Raw genomic sequence first — 19,349 nt, 5'->3', positions numbered from 1 at the left:
TCCGACAACGCCCGTGACAAGGAAGAGGACCATGGCCGAGTCCGAGAAGCCGGACACCAGGATGGTCGAGGCGCTGCGCGCCTCGCTGAAGGAGATCGAGCGGCTGCGGGAACGCAATCGCGCGCTGACCGCGGCCGCCCGGGAACCGGTCGCGATCGTCGGGATGGCCTGCCGCTACCCGGGCGGTGTCCGGTCTCCCGAGGAGCTGTGGCGGCTGGTCGCGGACGGCGGGGAGGGCATCACCGGGTTCCCCGACGACCGCGGCTGGGACCCGGACCTGTACGACCCGACCCCGGGCACGCCCGGCCGCTCCTACACCCGCGAGGGCGGATTCCTGCACGACGCGGGCGAGTTCGACGCCGCGTTCTTCGGTATCGCTCCGCACGACGCCCTCGTCATGGACCCGCAGCAGCGGCTGCTGCTCGAAGGCTCCTGGGAGGCGCTGGAGAACGCCGGCATCGACCCCGCCGCGCTGCGCGGCAGCCGTACCGGTGTCTTCGCGGGCGTCATGTACCACGACTACTTCGGCAGCTTCGGCTCCGGCAGCATCGTCTCCGGCCGCGTCGCCTACACCCTCGGCCTGGAGGGCCCCACGCTCAGCGTGGACACCGCCTGCTCCTCCTCGCTGGTCACGCTGCACCTGGCCGCGCAGGCGCTGCGGCAGGGCGAGTGCACCCTGGCGCTGGCCGGGGGAGTGACGGTGATGGCCTCACCGGGCACCTATGTCGAGTTCAGCCGGCAGGGCGCCCTGTCCCCGGACGGCCGCTGCCGCTCCTTCGCCGACGACGCGGCCGGCACCGGGTTCTCCGAGGGACTGGGCGTCCTCGTGCTGGAGCGGTTGTCGGACGCGCGGCGCAACGGGCACGAGGTGCTGGCGGTCCTGCGTGGTTCGGCGGTGAACCAGGACGGTGCGTCGAACGGGCTGACGGCGCCGAACGGTCCGTCGCAGCAGCGGGTGATCCGGCAGGCGCTGGCGGCGGCGCGGTTGTCGGCCGCCGACGTGGACGTGGTGGAGGCGCACGGCACCGGTACGACGCTGGGGGATCCGATCGAGGCGCAGGCGCTGCTGGCCACCTACGGCCAGGACCGCGAGGAGCCGCTCTGGCTGGGGTCGGTGAAGTCCAACATCGGGCACACCCAGGCCGCCGCCGGTGTCGCGGGTGTCATCAAGATGGTGATGGCCATGCGCCACGGCGTGCTGCCCAGGACGCTGCACGTGGACGCGCCGTCCACGAAGGTCGACTGGGAGAGCGGGAACGTGCGGCTGCTGACGGAGGAACGGGCCTGGCCGGCCACGGACCGCCCGCGCCGGGCCGGCGTCTCCTCCTTCGGCATCAGCGGCACCAACGTGCACGCGATCATCGAGGAGGCACCGGCCGAGGAGCCGGCACCCGGCCCGGAGCCGGCCCCGGCACCCCTGCTGCCGCTCGTGCTCTCCGGCGCCACCCCCGAGGCACTGGCCGCCCAGGCCGCACGGCTGCGCGAGATCGCGGACCGGCCCCTGCCCGACGTCGCCCGCTCCCTGGCCCTGGGCCGTGCCGCCCTCACCCACCGCGGCGCGGTCGTCGCCCGCGACCACGACGAACTCCTGGCCGGTCTCGCCGCGCTGACCGACGGCTCCGCCGCCGACACCGTGGTCCGCGGCCGGCCCGCCGGAGGCAGGACCGCCTTCCTCTTCACCGGACAGGGCGCCCAGCGCCCCGGCATGGGCCGCGCCCTGCACGCCGCCCACCCCGCCTTCCGGCGGGCACTGGACGAGGCCTGCCAGGCGCTCGACGCCCACCTCGACCGTCCGCTGAAGGACGTGATGTGGGCCGAGCCCGGCACCGAGGAGGCCGCCCTGCTCGACCAGACCCTCTACACGCAGAGCGCCCTGTTCGCCGTGGAGAGCGCCCTGTACCGGCTCCTGGAGTCCTACGGTGTCCGCCCCGACGGGCTGGCCGGCCACTCCATCGGCGAACTGACGGCCGCGCACGTCGCCGGGGTCTGGGACCTCGCCGACGCCGCCCGGCTGGTCACCGCGCGCGGCCGGCTGATGCAGGCGCTGCCCGCCGGGGGCGCGATGCTCGCCGTCGACGCCACCGAGGACGAGGTGCTGCCCCACCTCGGCCCCGAGGTGTCCGTCGCCGCCGTCAACGGGCCCCGCGCCGTCGTCGTCTCCGGCACCGAGGCCGCCGTGGAGGCCGTGGCCGAGGCCTTCTCCGGCCGCCGCACCAGGCGGCTCAGGGTCAGCCACGCCTTCCACTCCCCGCTGATGGACCCCATGCTGGCGGAGTTCGAGAAGACCGCCCGCGAGCTGCGCTACGCACCGCCCGCGATCCCCGTCGTCTCCAACGTGACCGGGGCCCGCGCCGGCGAGGACGAGCTGGGCGACCCCGAGTACTGGGTCCGGCACGTCCGCGAAGCGGTCCGGTTCGGCGACGGCGTCCGCGCACTGGAGGCCGACGGAGTGCGCACCTTCCTCGAACTCGGCCCCGACGCCGTCCTGTCGGCCATGGGGACGCACGCCGTCGCCGACGCCGAACGGTCGGCGTTCGTCCCGGCACTGCGCCGCGACCGCGACGAGGAGCAGACCTTCGCGATGCTGCTGGGCACCGCCCAGGTACGCGGCGTGCCCGTCGACTGGCGGCGGGTCTTCGCCGGCACCGGCGCCCGCCGCACCGACCTGCCGACCTACGCCTTCCAGCGCCGGCGGCTGTGGCTGGACGACGAGCCCGGCGCGGTCGTGGACGCGGCCGGACTCGGCCAGGCGCCGGCCGGGCACCCGATGCTCGGCGCGGCCCTGGAGCTGGCCGGCGACGACCGGATGGCCCTGACCGGCCGCCTCTCGCTCGCCACCCACCCCTGGCTGGCGGACCACGCCGTGGCGGGCGTCGTCCTCGTGCCGGGCAGCGCCTTCGTCGAACTGGCCGTCCAGGCCGGCGACCGCACCCACTGCCCGCGGCTGGAGGAACTCACCCTGGAACGGCCCCTGGTCCTGCCCGGGCAGGGCGCCGTCCACCTCCAGGTGGCCGCCGCCGCCCCGGACGCCGACGGGCGCCGGCGGCTCACCGTGCACGCCCGCCAGGAAGGCACGGACGGCGAGTGGACCCGGCACGCCACCGGCGTCCTCGCCCCGCGCACCGCGCCCGAACCGGCGGCCGCGACCGACTGGCCGCCCGCGGGCGCCGTACCCGTCGATGTCACCGGCACGTACGATCACCTCGCCGACCAGGGGTACCACTACGGCCCGTCGTTCCGCTGCCTGCGCGGCGCGTGGCGGCTCGGCGAGGAGGTCTGCGCCGAACTCGCCCTGCCCGACGCCGGCACCGACGCCGGCACCGACGACGGCTTCGCACTGCACCCGGCGCTGCTCGACTCGGCGCTGCACGCCATCGACCTGCTCGACGGCCAGGACCCGGAGGTGATGACCCTGCCCTTCTCCTGGGAGGGCGTCACCCTGTACGCGACGGGGGCCACGGCGGTACGGCTGCGCCTGACCCCGCACGGCGCCGACCGCATGACCCTGCGCCTCTACGACGGCACGGGCGCGCCCGTGGCCGAGGTGGCCGCGCTGCGCATCCGTCAGGTGACCGCCGAGCAGCTGGCCGCGGCGGCGCCCGCGCCCGGCGACCTGTACCGCGTACGGTGGACCGCGCTCCCGGTCACCGCCGACGGACCCCTCCCGGCCCCCCGCACGCTGACCGTGGCCGGGGCCGTGACCGCGGCGCACGGGCCCGGCGCCGAACCGCCCGTCCAGGCCCGCGAGACCGCCGCACAGGCACTCGGCGCCCTGCGGCAGCATCTGGCCGGCCCGCCGGACGGCGCGCCGCTGGTGGTCCTCACCCGGTCCGCCGTCGCCGTGCACGCCGACACGGCACCGGACCCGGCGCAGGCCGTGATCTGGGGCCTGGTGCGGGCGGCGGAGGTCGAGCACCCCGGCCGGTTCGTGCTCGTCGACACCGACGACGCCCCGGCCTCGGCCGCCGCCCTCCCGGCCGCCGTCGCCACCGGTGCCCCCGAACTCGCCCTGCGGGCGGGCACGGTGCACGTGCCGGAACTGGCCCCGGTCACCGATCCGGAGCCGGGCCCGGCGCCCGCCCTCGACCCGGAGGGGACCGTCCTCGTCACCGGCGGCACCGGCAGCCTCGGCCGGCTGCTGGCCCGGCACCTGGTCACCCGGCACGGCGTACGCCACCTCCTGCTGGCCGGCCGCGGCGGGCGCGTCCCCGAGCCCAGCGTCCTGGACGAGCTGGCCGCCCTGGGCGCCACGGTGACCGTCGCCGCGTGCGATGTGACCGACCGCGCCGAGCTGGCCGCCCTGCTGGCGTCCGTACCGGCCGGACACCCGCTGACCGCCGTGGTGCACGCCGCGGGCGTTCTGGACGACGGGCTCCTCACCGACCTCACGCCCGAGCGGCTGGAGGCGGTGATGCGCCCCAAGACCGACGCCGCCTGGCATCTGCACGAGCTGACCCGCGGTCTCGGCCTCGCCGCGTTCGTCCTGTTCTCCTCCGCCGCCGGCACCCTGGGCGCGGCGGGGCAGGCCAACTACGCGGCGGGGAACGCCTTCCTGGACGCTCTGGCCGCGCGGCGCCGGGCCGAGGGCCTGCCGGCCCTCTCGCTGGGCTGGGGGCTGTGGGACACGGGGGAGGGCATGGCGGCGGGGCTCGGCGAGACCGAGCTGCGCCGGCTGGCCCGCGACGGAATCCTGCCGTTGCCGGCCGACCGCGCCCTGGACCTGTTCGACCGGGCGCTGACCGCCGGTGCCGCCCGCGCCGCCGACCGGGCCCTGCTGCTGCCGGTCCGGGTCCAGGTCACCGCGGACGCCCCCGCCCTGGTACGGGCCCTCGCCCCCACCGCCGTACGACGCACCGCCCGCACGGCGACCGGGACGCCGGCGTCCGCGGAGCCGCTCCCCGGGCGGCTGGCCCGGCTGGGCGCGGCCGACGGGCTCCGGCTGCTGGTGGAGACGGTGTGCGGACATGTCGCCGACGTCCTGGGACATGGTTCGGGCAGCGCCGTCGACCCGCAGCGCCCCCTGGGCGACCTGGGGGTGGACTCGCTGGCCGCCCTGGAGCTGCGCAACCGGCTCGGCGCCGACACCGGCCTCAGGCTGTCCACCACCCTCACCTTCGACCACCCGACCGCCGACGCCCTCGCCCGGTACCTCCTCGCGGAGCTGGGCGGCGACACCACCGGTGACCTGGCCGACGTCGAGGCCGAAGTGGTGCGCCTGGAGGCGCTGCTGGGTGCCGCGCTGGACTCGGCAGCGCTGGACGGGGAACAGCGGGCCCGGGTGGCCGCCCGGCTGCGCACCCTCAGCGCGCGCTGGGACGGCACCGGGGAGTGGCGCGAGGCCGGGACCGGGGGCACGGGCGGGGCGGGGCTGGAGACGGCCACGGCCGACGAGCTCTTCGGCATCCTGGACGACGAACTCGGCAGCCTCGGCTGAGCCGCCCACCCCGGACCGGTCAGGGCCTTGCGTTCGGACCAGGCCGGATCAGGCCGGATCAGGCCGGAGGGGGTGCGATGCCCCACCCCGCGAGCCCCGCCTGCTCCGGACGGGAGGCCCGGGGCGGCCCGGCACATCCGCCGGGTGCCCCGGACCCCGCCGTGTCCACGGCGGCCACGGCGCGGCCCCCTCGGGGGTGTCACCGCGGGGCCGCGCCGTGTGCGCGGTCCACGCGACACCTGGCTCGCGTGGACGACGGGGCGTCCTGGGGTGCGTGGACGACGCGGCGACGGGCGTCACGCGGACGACGAAGCCCCCCCGGGGGGAGCACGTCGGCCACGGGACGCCCGGGGCGCTCAGCCCGCGGACGAATGGGTGCCGGCCCAGCGGTCCGAGAGCTTCGGGATGCGGTGCTCCAGCATCTTCGACGGCAGCTCCGAACGGCTGGCCACGTTGAGCTTGCGGTAGACCCGGGTGAGGTGCTGTTCCACGGTGCTGACGGTGACGTGCAGGCGGTTGCTGATCTCCCGGTTGGTGTACCCGAGCGCGGCCAGCCCGGCGACCCGGCACTCGGCGTCGCTCAGGATGGCGGGGCCGCCCTCGGACCCGGTGGTCTCGGGGCGTGCCGGGTCCTCCAGCAGGTGCGCGTCGACCGGGGACTCGATGTGGCAGGCCTCCGCCTCCCGTGCCGCCTGCCGCGCCACCAGCCGGGCCCGGGCGTACTCGCCGAGCTCGTAGTGCGCCGCGGACAGGTCGGCGTACGCCTGGGCCAGCGCGTACCGGTCGCCGCACGTCTTGAGCAGGTCGATCGACTCGCGCAGCAGCGAGGCCCTGCGGTGCGGCTTGCAGGTCGCGGCCAGCAGGCGCAGCGCCATGGCCCGGGCGCGGGAACTGTGACCGCCGGGCAGCCGCAGCTGCTCCTCGGCCCACTCCCGGGCCGTGCGGGCCTTGCCGATCCGCAGGTTGGCGAGGGCCAGGTCGGACCGCCAGGGGATGCCCTTCTGGAGGCTGGGGTTGCCTTCCCGCAGCAGCCGCCCGCAGGTCTCGAAGTCGCCCAGTGCCGCGAAGGGCCGGTCGGTGGCGAGGTAGTGGTGACCCCGTGCGCGCAGGTACTGGATCCCGAAGACGGTGCGGAACATCGGCTCGGGCACATCGTGCTTGAGCAGTTCCTCGGCCTCCTCGCAGGAGCCCATGGCGGTGAGCGCCGAGATCGCCGTCGACAGCGGGAGACCGATGAGCACCCCCCAGCTCTGCGCGCGCAGGATGCCGAGCGCGGCGAGCGCGCCCTGCGCGGCGGCGGCCACGTCCCCCTGCAGGAGGGCGATCTCCGCCCGGATCGCGCCGAGCAGGGCCTGCCAGGTCGTCGCGCGCCGCTGCCCGGCGCACTCCAGCAGCGCGTCACAGGCGTCGGCGGCGACCGCGGGCCGGTCCGCGTGGGCGATCGCCAGCAGGGACATCGCCACCAACTCCAGGTTCAGATGGTCCAGTCGGTGGCCCTGGAGAGCCTGGGCGACGGCCGCCGCGGACTCGTCGGTGGCCTCGCCGCCGATGAGCGCCGCGACCCGCGCGGCCAGTCCGCCGCCGTCGGCGCGCACATGGCGGCCGCGGGGGTCGCGGCCGGCGGCCGGGGCGCCCTTGCCGGCCAGCGCGACGCCGTAGAACCACTGCCGTACGAACTCCACCTCGGCGATGATCTGGGCATCCGAAGGCGACTGCGCGTGCACGAGTGTGGCCACGGCCTGGGCGGCCAGCTCGGTGTCGCCCTGCCAGAGCATGTACCGCAGGACGGTGGCGGTGTCCCGCATGCTCAGGCCGCCGTCCAGCGCGGCCTCGCGCAGCGGTTCCAGATGGGGGCCGGCCGCCGCCGGGTTGGTGCGCCACTGCGCGCGTGCCAGGGCCACGGACAGGGCGTGGCGTTCGCGTTCGTCGGCGCAGTCGCGCAGGACCAGGCCGAGGTAGTCGGTGCAGAGTTCCACCTCGTCCGCGGCCAGCGCCTGTTCCGCGGCGGTGCGCAGGATGCCCGCGCCCCATCTCGCCGGGACGAGAGCCGCGGCGGAGAGATGGCGTGCCACCTCTTCGGCGGGCGCGCCGGAACGATACAGCGTGTCGGCGATCCGGCCGTGCAGTCCGGTGCGCGCGGCGTCGTCCATGTCCTCCAGGACGGCCGCGGCGGCGGTCGGGTGCCGGAAGGCGTGACCGTCGAGGAGTCCGGCGGAGTTGAGGATGTCCACGGCTTCCTGGGTGCCGACGGGCGTGGTGCCGGCCAGTTCTCCGAGGGGTACGGCCTCCGCCAGGCTGCCGAGCGCGGCCAGTGCCCGGGCCACCCGGGCGTGGCCGGCCCCGCCGCGGCGGAGCAACGACAGCACGGCCTGCCGGTAGGCGGTGCCGGCGACGGGTGGGCCGATCTCGGGCCCGAAGCCGGTGCTGTCGTCCAGCAGGGCGTGGACGAGGAGGGGGCTGCCGGCGGTGGCCCGGTGGTAGGCGCTGCGGACGCTTCCCGGCAGGGCCCGTCCGGCCTGGGCGGCGAGCAGTTCGCCGACACTCGCCTCCGACAGGGGAGCCAGCCGTACCCGGCGGTGCGGCTGGCGGAGGAGTTCGGTGTGCGCGGCCGAGCGTATCTCGCCGAAATGCCCCGAGGTCGCGCACACCACCAGCACCCGCCGGGAGCGGCTGCGGCGCAGCAGGTGGACGAGCGTCCGCACGGATGCCGCATCCATGGCGTGGGCGTCGTCCACGGCGATGACCAGGGGCCGTTCGTCGTGGACGAGGTGCTGGAGCGCCTCGGCCGTCACATCTTCGGAGGGCTCGGACGGGGCCTGGGGCCCCGGGTTCCGGGAGAGGCGGTTTTTGGCCGAGGAGTTCACTGCCGGGGCGGCGTGGTGTGATATCGCGTACTCCGCCTCGGCGTTGCGTAGTAATTGGCCCACCAGGCTCAGCGGCTGATCTCGTTCCGCCCAGGAGGCCGTACCGGTCAGTATGCGTGCGCCGGTGCTGTTCAGTGTGGTGAGGAATTCGTGGACCAGTTGGGTCTTTCCGGATCCGGGACCCCCCGTGATGATCATGAGCCGGCCGTTTCCCCGCGTGCTGTCGGTGAACGCCTCAGTCAGGGCCTGCAGTTCTCGTGTGCGGCCGAAAAGGTGCATCGAGGATCCCCCCTGGATTCTTTCTGCCGAGCCGGATCGTGCCCCGTTTTCCGCGTGACGGGTCGGTGTCGCGCGACGGTGCGTGCAAAGTCTGTGAGGGCGACGGTGCCGCCGCAAAGGCGGCGCGCCGAACCGGTACGGGCCTCGGTGGACGGCTCCTGACCGGCGGCGCAGTGTTCGCGCGTGGGCCGACGTGAGTCCTGCCCGCTCCGCGCGAGAGGCGTCGCATCCTCTGGTCTCCCGTTTTTCCGCGTACCGTGGGCGGACTCCAATGCCGCCTTGCATTGATGTGCCGGTGCTTACCGACGGTACGACCGCGAGAAGGCCTGGAATCCATGGGGCGAACAGTTTCGGCCAATTACTGGCTGAAATTGATTCGGGGCGTTCCGCGGTTTTGCTGATCGAGTTCTGAGCTTTGCTGTGAAGTCGCGAGAATAAAGATTGGATTCCTATAGCAGTTAGGAACGCTATCTGTCCAGGCCAACGTTGTCAACTGCCGTCCTTGTGACGTCCGTTGCTTACTGCCCGGCCCGTCCGCCAAGGCGTCCTTTTACAGTCCGTTGATTTACCGGACGGTTAAAGAAAGGAACCGGGCATGACGGGCCATGGCATCGGTCACGGGCAAGCGCTTGTGGTGCCCGTTCGGGCACCCGCGCGGTCCGGGGCCGTCAGGGCAGGATCGCGTCGATGTACCCGCCGTCGACGCGCAGGGCTCCGCCGGTCGTGGCCGACGCCTGCTCGGAGCTGAGGTACACGACCATGTGGGCGATCTCCTCCGGCTCGATCAGCCGCTGCAGCAGCGACTGCGGGCGGTGCTCGCGCATGAACGTGCGCTGCGCCTGCTCCCAGGGCAGTTCCCGGTCGACGAGCTCGTATACGAAGTCCTCGACGCCGCCGGTGTGCGTGGGTCCCGCGATGACCGAGTTCACCGTCACGCCCGTGCCCGCGGCCTTCTTGGCGAAGCCGCGGCTCACGGCCAGCAGTGCCGTCTTCGACATGCCGTAATGGATCATCTCGGCGGGGATGACGACCGCCGAGTCGCTGGCGACGTACTGGATCCGCCCCCAGCCACGCTCGGTCATGCCCGGCAGATACAGCCGGGTGAGCCGTACGGCGGCGAGGACGTTCACCTCGAAATAGCGCCGCCACTCGTCGTCGGTGATCTCCAATGGGTCCGCGGCACCGAAGACACCCAGATTGTTGACGAGGACGTCCACCTGCGGCAGCACCTCCGCCACCCGGGCCGCACCCTCGTCGTGGGACACATCGGCGGCCACCGGCACCAGTTCCGCGCCGGGCGCCTGGCGCGCCAGCCTCTCGACGCTCTCGGCCACCCTCCGCTCGTCCCGGCCGTTGACGCCCACGCGGGCGCCGGCCCGGGCGAGGGCGACGGCGATGGCCGCGCCGATGCCCTGGGTCGAGCCGGTGACCAGCGCGGTGCGTCCTGTCAGATCGATCTGCATGGGCGGACGGGTTCCCTTCGTGGGCGCGTGGGTGTCACGGCCCGTCAAGTGTGGCGGCCCGGCACGCGGAACGGGCGGCGGACGCGAGCGCGATCGGCCGTTCGGCCGTGTCCACCGACGGCGAGACCGCCCACGACCGACGGCGGCCCCGCCCGGACCAGGGTGCACGTGTGATTGTTCATCCCGCGAGTCGGGAAACGGCGCGTCCGGGTCGGACCCGCGGACGCCGGACCCGCGGTCGCCGGCCCCGCCCGGTCGGGCCGGCGCGGCCCCGGAGAGCGACGGCGCCCCCGCCTCACCCGGTTGCCCGAGCACTCCGGCTTCCCTGGTAGGACACGGTTTCCCCGCACCGGAGGCGACGGGCGACGGGAAACCCGTCGACGCACGGCGGCCCGGGCGGACACGCTGATGCCGTCAACGCCAAGCACGACCTGCGACGACGCAGGAGAACTGCAAGGGGGAACTCATGCGCAAGATGACGCGCGGCGCTGCCGCGTTCGCGACCGCGGCGGCGGCGGTGGTGGCGATGACCGGCGCGGCGCACGCCAAGCCGGCGGGCGATCCCTGGGCGGGCTGCCCGGACGGCGCGGTCTGCGTCTACCCGCAGAACCAGAACCCGGCCCAGTCGCCGAGCCTGGTCCTCTACAGCTACGGCCCGCACAACCTCAGCAACCAGGTGGGCCGCCACTGGGTCCTCAACAACCAGTACGGCGGGGCGACCGCCAGCCTGTGCACCGGCTACAACGGCGCCGGCTGCGGCAACCCCATCGCCGAGAGCACGGGCGTGTACGCCGACCTCACGCCGATCAACTCCATCACCCTCAACCGGCCGTGACCCCACCCACGGCTGACTGAGGGGCGCCACGGGGGAGAGCTTCCGGAACCGCAACCGCGGTTCCGGAAGCTCGTTTTCGGCCACTCCGTACGGATGGCTGGGCCACCTGTCGTACCCCCGCAGTAACCTGGGCTTCCGCCGTCTCACGGCCTGGGCACGCTTGCCATGGGGGACGCCTTGGGGGAGCCGCAACAGGGAGCCGACACCGGCAACCGGAACGACAACGACGGGGACCGGACGGTGCCGACCACACCGTCCTTCCCCGCACAACTACGACGACTGAGGCAGCAACGCGGTCTGTCGCTCGCCGACCTGGCCAGACAGACCCACTACAGCAAGGGGTATCTCAGCAAGATCGAGACGGGCGCGAAGCGCGCCACCGTCGACGTCGCCCGCCGCTGCGACCAGATCCTGGACGCCGAGGGCGAGTTGCTGCGCCTGGTAGCGGCACCGCGCCCGGCCCGGCCCGGTGACGGCAACGATGTCACCGGCCCCGCCTGCCCCTACCCCGGCCTGTCCGCGTACACCACCCAGGACGCCGGCCGGTTCTTCGGCCGGGAGCGGGCCACGGACGCGCTCGTGGAACGGGTCTTCGGCAGGATCGGACACGGGCCGCTGCTGCTCGTCGCGCCCTCCGGCGCGGGCAAGTCCTCCCTGCTCAACGCCGGTCTCGTACCCGCGCTCCGGCGCCCCGGCGGCTTTCCGATGGCGGGCGCCGACCGCTGGCCGGTGATCACCCTCACTCCCACCGCCCACCCGCTGGACGAACTGCTCGAACGCACCGCCAAGATCCTCGGCGGCGACCTCGGCCTCACCGCCGCCCGGCTGGGCGAGCGGCCCGAGACCCTCCTGACCGCCGCCCGCACCCGCGCGGACACGGCCCCCGCCGGACGCAGGCCACCGCCCCCGCCCCGGCTCGTCCTGCTCGTCGACCAGTTCGAGGAACTGTTCACCCTCTGTCCCGACGAGGCCGAACGACGCGCCTTCGTTCGCGTCCTGCGCACCCTGGCGGCACCGCCGCCGGCACCCGGATACGACCCCGCGGTCGTCGTCCTCGGCGTACGCGCCGACTTCTCCGGCCGATGTCTCGACCTTCCGGAACTCGCCCCCGTCTTCGCCGACGGACTCCACGTACTGCCGCCGATGACCACGGCCGAGCTGTGCCAGTCCATCACCCGCCCCGCCGAACTCGCCGGCATCGGCCTCGAACCCGGCCTCATCCCCGTGCTGCTGCGGGACGCCGGGCTGACCGGCGAACCAGGCTCCCAGAGCATCCCCTCCGGCGTGCTCCCCCTCGTCTCCCACGCCCTGCTGGCCACCTGGCGCCACCGCGAGGCCGACACACTGACCGTCGCCGGGTACGAGAGCACCGGCGGCATCCAGGGAGCCGTGGCGCGCACCGCCGAGGACGCCTTCGCCCAGCTGTACCCCGCCGAGCAGCAGACCATCCGGCGCATCCTGTCCCGGCTCGTGCGGGTGTCCGACGGCACCGGCACCACCCGGCGCCGGGTCGGCCGTGCCTCGCTCATGAGCCAGCTCGCCGACGCGGAGGGCGCCGACACCGCCCTCGACGTGTTCGTCCGCGCCCGGCTCGTCACCGTCGACAGCGACAGCGTCGAGATCACGCACGAGGCCCTGCTGCACAGCTGGCCCCGGCTGCGGGCCTGGATCGACGCCGACCGGGCCGGGCTCCTCGTCCGCCAGCAACTCGCCCACGCCGCCGCCCAATGGGAGCGCGAGGGCCGCGACCCGTCCGCGCTCTACCGCGGCACACGGCTGGACAGCGTACGGTCCTGGACCGGAGAACGGGACGGCCTCGGTCCGCTGGGCCCCGTCGAGAAGGCGTTCCTGGGCGCCAGCCGGGCGGAGGAGGAGACCCGGCGGCGCCTGGCCCGGCGTCAGGTACGTCTGCGCCAGGCGCTGGTGGCCACCCTCGTCGTCCTGCTCGGCTGCGCCCTGGCCGTCGGCGGTCTCGCCTACCGGCAGCGGTCCGACGCACTCGCCCAGGAACGCCTCGCCCGCTCCCAGGCCCTCGCCGCCCGCTCCACCCTGCTGGCCGGGGGCCGTCCCGAGGCCTCCATGCTGCTCGCCGCGGAGGCCTACCGCACGGAGCCGACCGCCACCGCCCGCGGTGCCCTGCTGAGCACCCAGGCCGAGCCCTTCGCGGCCCGGCTCGACGGACACCACGGCCCGGTCAACGCGGTCGCCCTGGCGCCGGGCGGCCACCTGCTGGCGACCGGCAGCTCCGACGGCACGGTCCGCCTGTGGCGCCTGACCGACCACCGGACGACCGCGACGCTGACCGTCCCCGGCCGGATCCGCTCCATCAGCTTCGCCCCGGACGGCCGTACCCTCGCCGTCACGGCGACCGCCGGGCCGGTACGACTGTGGTCGCCGGGCCGCTCCACCCGGGCCACCCTCCTGCCGGCGGACACCCGGGCGGCCCGCGCGGTCGCCTTCGGCCCCCGTGGCCACACCGTCGCCGTCGCCGCCGCCGACGGAGCCGTCCAGCTCTGGGACACGGCCGGGACGCCCCGCCGGACGGCCCGCCTCACCGGCCACTCCGGCCAGGTCGACGCGCTCGCGTTCGCCCCGGACGGAGGGCTGCTCGCCTCGGCCGGCGCGGACCGGACCGTCCGGCTGTGGGACCCCGGCAGCGCCCGGCGGGCGGCCGTCCTGCGCGGCCACACCGACGAGGTGCTCGGCCTGGCCTTCACCCCCGACGGCCAGGGCCTGGCCAGCGGGGGAGTGGACCGGACGGTACGGCTGTGGGACGTCGCGCGCCGCCGGGCCACGGCGACGCTCACCGGGCACAGCGACGACGTCAACGCCGTGGCCTACACCCCCGACGGCACCACGGTGATCAGCGCGAGCGGCGACGGCACCACCAGACTCTGGGACGTCCGCAGCGGACGGCTCGTCACGACCCTGACCGGCCACACCGACTACGTGATGTCCGTGGCCGTCGACACCACCGGCACCCTGCTCGCCACCGGCGGGTTCGACCAGTCCGTGGTCCTGTGGGACCTGCGCGGCCGGATCCTGGCGGCACGCCCCTTCACCGAGGTCTCGGGCGTCGCCTACCGCCCCGACGGGCGGCTGCTCGCCACCGCAGACGCGGATCACACCGTGCGGCTGTGGGATCCGGCCCGGGGCCGTGGCCGGCCCACGACCCTGGCGGGCTCGCGCGGAAGCGTCACCACCGTGGCGTTCACACCGGACGGCGGCACGCTCGCCTCCGCCGGCTCCGACGGCACGATCGTGCTGTGGGACGTGGCCGCCCGTCGCCCGCGCGCCGTGCTGCACGGCCACCGCGGAGCCGTGTTCGCGCTGGCGTTCTCACCGGACGGCCGTACGCTCGCCTCCGCGGGCGCCGACCGCACCCTTCGCCTCTGGGACGTCCCCGGCCGCCGCACGCTCGCCGTCCTCACCGGCCACACCGACTACGTCAACGACGTCGCGTTCAGTCCCGACGGACACACGCTGGCCAGCGCCGGCGACGATCTGACGGTCCGTCTGTGGGACGCGCGCACGCACCGCGGGCTGGCCACGCTGACCGGTCACACCGGCGCCGTCCGCGGCGTCACCTTCGGCCCCGACGGCCACACGCTGGCCAGTTGCGGCAACGACGGCATCGTACGCCTGTGGGACACAGCCCGGCACCGGCTCCTGGTCTCGCTGACGGGCCACGCCGGCTCGGTGCGCGGCCTGGCGTTCTCACCGGACGGCAGGCTGCTCGCCAGCAGCGGCAACGACCGTACGGTACGGCTGTGGGACGTGCCCGGACGGCGGCCGTGGGCCACGCTCACCGGGCACACCAACGCGGTGTGGGGCGTGGCCTTCGCACCCGACGGGCGGACGGTGGCGAGCAGCAGCAACGACGGCACGGTACGGCTGTGGAGCCTGGACACCCGGGCCCGGCTGACGGAGATCTGCCGCCTGGAGCGGGACATGGGCCCGGCGACGCGCCGGGCCCTGTTCCCCGGCGAGCCCGCACCCGACGGGCCGGCGTCCCCGGCGCACTGAGCAACCGCCCTGCTCGGACGCGGTTTCCCGGGCGTTGCCCGTTGCCCGGCCGAACAGGGCCCCGCGGCACCGGGGACCGGCGCACCGCGGCCGGGCAGGCTGTGCCCGCACCACCGCATCCCAGCTTCACCGGACGACCTCACCACAGAAAAACGGGGGTTCCGCCATGCTCCGGCGAACCGGCGCCATCGGCACACTCATCGCCCTGCTGACCACACTTCTCCTCACGACGTCGGCGACCGCCGCCGACCCCCTCGCCCGGCCGGCCCGGGCGGCGGACGCCGGCTGCGGCGTCCTCGCCCCGGGCGCCACCGCGGCGGCCGAACGCGCCGTCGACGCCGCCTGCCGGCAGGTCGCCGCCGGCGTCTGGTACACCTGGGCCGGCGGCCACGGCCCCCAGCCCGGCCCCACCTACGGCAAGGTGGACCCGACCGACCCCGCCAGCGAGCACGACCCCGAACGCCTCGGCTTCGACTGCTCCGGCCTGGTCCGCTACGCCTACGCCCAGGCCACCGGCGCCGACATCCTCAACGGCGACGCGAGCGCCCAGTACTACACCCATCGCACCGCCGACCGCTTCACCGCGGCCGACGGCCTCGCCCCGCTGCGCCCCGGCGACCTGCTCGCCTACGGCAGTGCGGCGGACCTGCACCACATCGCCCTCTACCTCGGCGCGGGAAAGATGGTGGAGGCCCGGCAGTCCGGCACCAAGCTGATGGTCAGTGACGTACGCCTCGGCGGGGACTACTTCGGAGCCGTCCGCGTCAACACCGGGACCGTCGAAGGACCCGTCTTCCGCACCTGGGGCACCGGCGTCTGGACCAAGGCCCAGCCCTCCGTCAGGGCCGCCCGCGTCTACGCCTTCCCCGGCCCGACCACCGTCCGGGTCGCCTGCCAGAAGCACGCCGAGGTCGTCACCGCCGAGGGCTACACCAACGACGCCTGGTCCTACCTCCCCGACTACCGAGCCTGGGTCACCAACATCTACATCCAGGGCCCGGCCTGGCTGGACGGCGTACCCACCTGCGCGCCCTGAGACACGTTCCGTGAGACGGCCGGGGCCCGGAACGGCGGTTGATCGCGCCGCCCGGGCAGCCGGTCGCCCGGGTGTCCGCGGTTGTCTTCAGCCCGGTTGGAAGAACGCGAGCATTCTCCGGCCGGCGTCCGGCGCCATCAGGATCTCCTGGACGCGCGCGGACTGCCGGCCGGCAGCGCCGGCGCGTTCGAACATCTCGCGTTCGTACTCCTTGACGGCGGCGGGAAGGTCGTCCGGGTGCGCGGCGAGCGCGAGGCCGAGCAACGCGCCGTCGAGCAACGCCATGTTGGCGCCCTGACCCACCGGCGGCATCAGATGCGCGGCATCGCCGAGCAGCGTGACGTCCGGCCGCGACGGCCAGGTCAGACCGACGGGGAGCGTGGTGATCGGCCGTGGCAGGACCGTGTCGTCGCAGGCGGCGATCAGCGCGGTGAACCGTGGGTCCCAGCCGGCGAAAAGCTCGATCAGCCGCGCCCGGGCCGCGGCGGGGTCGTCGAACGGGATTCCGCTGGTCCCGAACCAGTCCTCGGCGGTGCGGAACCCGAGGTAGACGCGTACCCGGCCGTCGCCGTTGCGCTGCGCCGACAGGGACTGCCCGTCGCCGAGCACCCAGTAGTTGCCGCGTCCGACCATCGCCGCGAGATCGGGACGGGTGCGGTCGACGTCGGGGATACCGAGCTCGACGACGTTCTGGCCGGTGTGCGCCGGCCGGGCGTCGGTGAGCAGCGGGCGGACCCGGGAGTCCGCGCCGTCGGCACCGACCAGCAGGCCGTACGACGCACTGCTGCCGTCGGCGAAACGCAACAGGCCGTCCTCGGCGTGCTCCAACGCGTGTCCCCAGCGCACCGCGTGCCCGGGCAGCGCATCCAGCAGCAGGTCGCGCAGATCGGCACGGTCGACCTCGGGGCGATCCGCCGGGGCGTCGTCGGGAGTGTCCTCCTGGAGGAGCAGGGTGCCGTCCGGCTCCAGAAGGCGCAGGTCCTGGCCTTCGCGACGGGCGATCGCGTGGAACCGGTCGATCAGGCCGGCCTCGCGCAACGCCCGCTGCCCGGTCCCCGAGTGCACGTCGAGCATGCCGCCCTGACCGCGTGCGCCGCGCGACGCCTCACGTTCGTACACGACGGCGTCGATGCCGTTCAGGTGCAGCACACGGGCAAGGGCCAAGCCGCCCAGACCGGCTCCGATGATGCTGATGGTCATGGTCGCCTCCGATTCACCGGCGGAGCCGGGGCGCGAGCGCCGTGCGCACGATCTCGGCCGCCTTGCTCTCAGCGGGCCCGTCCACGGCTCCGGGTTCCGGTTGCAGCACGCGCCGGATCTGCAGCAGCAGTTGGTTGGTCGACCGCCAGAGCGGGACGAACATGCCGGCGACCGGCCCGACGCCCGTGACCGGGCCGCCGGACAGTTCGGTGACCTGCTGGGCGATCGTGACCGTCGCCGGGTCCCGCAGGATCAGATGCACCTCCCCGTCGACCAGCCGGAGTTCCATCTCGCGCGCGGCGGCTTCCTCCGGGTTCGCGTCCGTGGTCGTCTCCGGATCCAGTTCGTCGATCTTGGCGGCGACCGCGTCCGGGTCGACGCCGAGTTCGCGCAGCACCCTGGCCGCCATGCTGTTCTCCGCCCGCAGCATCGCCTCCAGGAGGTGATGGCTGCCCACCGGCGCGCCACCGGCGAGCGCGCCGGCGGCGGACAGGGTGTCCTCGGTGGCAGCCGTGCCGGCCGGCCACGGGCCGCCCGCGACGTCCTGCGATCCCTCCGACGAGGCCAGCACCGCCGCACGGATCCTGCTGACCGGAACGATCCGTTCGGCGAGCACCTTGGCGCCGACGCCCTCACCCTCACTGACAAGGGCGAGCAGGACGTGTTCCGTACCGATGTCGGTGTGGTGCAACTGCTGCGCCTCGCGCAGGGCGAGCTCCAGCGTCCTCTTAGCGCCCGGCGCGAACGGGATGTGGCCGCTCCGTTCCCGCGTACCGGGTTCGACCACCGCGGCGATGTCGGCCCGCGCCGTCTCCTTGTCGTACCCGAGCCCGTGCAGCACCCTCGCCGCCGTGCTGTCCGGCACCTCCAGCAGCCCCAACAGGAGGTGCTCCGTGCCGATGTGGTCGTGCTTGAGCTCCCTCGCCTGCTCCTGGGCCGTGACGACCGCCCGGCGGGCCTTCACCGTGAACCGCTCGAATGTCATGCTTCCATGCTCGCAACCCTGTCAATACAGTGTTATTGACAGGGTCACCGTGCCGGAGGGAGGGGTCTGATGGAGACACCGTCAAACTGGGAGGACCGACTCGCGCGCTGGCGGGAGGAGTTGGAGCTGTTCGAGCGGCTGGAGGAGACACCCTGGGTCACGCTGGCGAAGGCGGAAGCCGAAACCGGCGTCTCCCGGTCGGCGTTGCGGTCCTGGTACCGCAATGGCGAGATCCGGTCCCGGCTGGTGGACGGCCCGAACGGCCCGCAGCGGCTGGTCCAGTTGGACGCGGTGATCGAGCGCGCCGCCGCGTCACCGCGCATCCAGCGCAGGGCGGAACGAGAAGTCGGCCTGGAGGCCCAGGTCACCCTGCTACGGCACCGCGTCGACCAGCTCGAGCTGCGGCTGGCCGCGCTGGAGCGGAAGTGACGTCACCGCCGCCGATGCCCCGCGCTAGTCGTCGGAGCCGGTGGCCGACGGGGGCACCTCCAGGACGAAGAACAGGAAGCAGGTCCTGGTCGCCAGGTCGTGGAAGCCGTCGGGGAACAGTTCGCGGGCGGCCGGGTCGGGCTGCGGCTCGCTGAGGGCGGCGAGGCGGAAGCCGGCGGTGGTGAAAGCGTCGGTCATCGCGTGCAACGGCTTGCGCCAGAACCTCATGGGGGCGGTCCGGCCGTTGAGCGTCCAGTCAAACGTGTAGCTGGTGGTCGCGAAGTAGTCGGGACGGGGGTCTGTGAACGTGTAGGCCACGAAAGGGTGCTCCACCGACGCGATCAGCCGGCCGCCGGGACTGAGCACCCGCCGCAACTCGGCCAGCGCGGGCCCCCAGTCCTCCAGGTAGTGCAGCACCAGCGACGCGACCACGTCGTCGAACGCACCGTCGGCGAACGGCAGACGGTCGCTCAGGTCGGCCAGGTGCAGGGCCACGTCGTCACCCAGCCGCCGCCTGGCCAGCGCCAGCATCCCGGCGCTGACGTCCATTCCGGTCACGACCGCGCCACGGTCGCGCAGCGCGGCGGACAGGGGGCCCGAGCCGCAGCCGGCGTCCAGGATCCGACGGCCGGCCACGTCTCCGGCGAGGGCCAGCATCGCCGGCCGCTCGTAGTACGCGTTCACGAGGCTGTTCTCGTTCTCCGCCGAGTACGCCTCGGCGAAACCGTCGTAGTCGTTCACCTGGTCCCGCCCCGGGGACGGGACGGAGTTCTCGGGTACATCGCCGACGCATTCCAT

Annotated in this window: 10 protein-coding genes; 5 read left to right on the top strand and 5 right to left on the bottom strand. The window is 74.2% G+C overall.

Annotated features, from left to right (window positions below; all coding sequences use genetic code 11):
• The first annotated feature begins 13 nt into the window (after positions 1–13).
• Positions 14–5,434: a type I polyketide synthase gene (locus FHS34_RS31735; protein ID WP_376773122.1), complete on the top strand. Its 5,421-nt coding sequence runs from the start codon at positions 14–16 to the stop codon at positions 5,432–5,434.
• A gap of 356 nt (positions 5,435–5,790) precedes the next feature.
• Here the strand turns inward: FHS34_RS31735 and FHS34_RS31730 are convergent, their stop codons facing one another.
• Positions 5,791–8,577: a helix-turn-helix transcriptional regulator gene (locus FHS34_RS31730; protein ID WP_184971878.1), complete on the bottom strand. Its 2,787-nt coding sequence runs from the start codon at positions 8,575–8,577 to the stop codon at positions 5,791–5,793.
• 668 nt (positions 8,578–9,245) lie between these two features.
• The gene (locus FHS34_RS31725; protein WP_184971876.1) at positions 9,246–10,040 is read right to left on the bottom strand and encodes an SDR family NAD(P)-dependent oxidoreductase; all 795 of its coding nucleotides are present in this window, start codon (positions 10,038–10,040) and stop codon (positions 9,246–9,248) included.
• Positions 10,041–10,506: 466 nt separating this feature from the next.
• On the opposite strand from FHS34_RS31725, the gene FHS34_RS31720 reads away from it, so the two are divergent.
• The 3 genes from FHS34_RS31720 (at position 10,507) to FHS34_RS31710 (ending at position 15,937) form a co-directional block, all read left to right on the top strand.
• Positions 10,507–10,875 carry a hypothetical protein gene (locus FHS34_RS31720; protein WP_184971874.1) on the top strand — a complete coding sequence of 123 codons (369 nt, stop codon included), beginning with the start codon at positions 10,507–10,509 and terminating at the stop codon, positions 10,873–10,875.
• A 177-nt stretch (positions 10,876–11,052) separates the two neighbouring features.
• Positions 11,053–14,901, top strand: a complete 3,849-nt coding sequence (locus FHS34_RS31715; protein WP_184971872.1) for an nSTAND1 domain-containing NTPase — start codon at positions 11,053–11,055, stop codon at positions 14,899–14,901.
• A 166-nt stretch (positions 14,902–15,067) separates the two neighbouring features.
• On the top strand, positions 15,068–15,937 hold the full coding sequence (locus tag FHS34_RS31710; protein ID WP_184971870.1) for an NlpC/P60 family protein: 870 nt from the start codon (positions 15,068–15,070) through the stop codon (positions 15,935–15,937).
• Between the two features lie 87 nt (positions 15,938–16,024).
• On the opposite strand, the gene FHS34_RS31705 is transcribed toward FHS34_RS31710, so the two are convergent.
• Entirely contained in the window at positions 16,025–17,137 is a 1,113-nt protein-coding gene (locus FHS34_RS31705) for an FAD-dependent oxidoreductase (protein WP_184971868.1), read from the bottom strand.
• Positions 17,138–17,150: 13 nt separating this feature from the next.
• Complete coding sequence (locus tag FHS34_RS31700) at positions 17,151–18,122, bottom strand: Clp protease N-terminal domain-containing protein (RefSeq protein WP_184971866.1); 972 nt, start codon at positions 18,120–18,122, stop codon at positions 17,151–17,153.
• 69 nt (positions 18,123–18,191) lie between these two features.
• Between FHS34_RS31700 and FHS34_RS31695 the strand changes: the two genes are divergently transcribed.
• Positions 18,192–18,551, top strand: coding sequence for an excisionase (locus tag FHS34_RS31695; protein WP_184971864.1), 360 nt, complete (start codon positions 18,192–18,194; stop codon positions 18,549–18,551).
• 24 nt (positions 18,552–18,575) lie between these two features.
• Here FHS34_RS31695 and FHS34_RS31690 read toward each other — a convergent pair whose 3' ends face one another.
• Positions 18,576–19,349, bottom strand: coding sequence for a class I SAM-dependent methyltransferase (locus tag FHS34_RS31690; protein WP_184971862.1), 774 nt, complete (start codon positions 19,347–19,349; stop codon positions 18,576–18,578).

This window comes from Streptomyces echinatus (assembly GCF_014203595.1).
Taxonomy (GTDB): domain Bacteria; phylum Actinomycetota; class Actinomycetes; order Streptomycetales; family Streptomycetaceae; genus Streptomyces; species Streptomyces echinatus.
The sequence above is the reverse complement of the archived record's forward strand: the minus strand, read 5'-3'. Positions and strand labels throughout refer to the sequence as shown.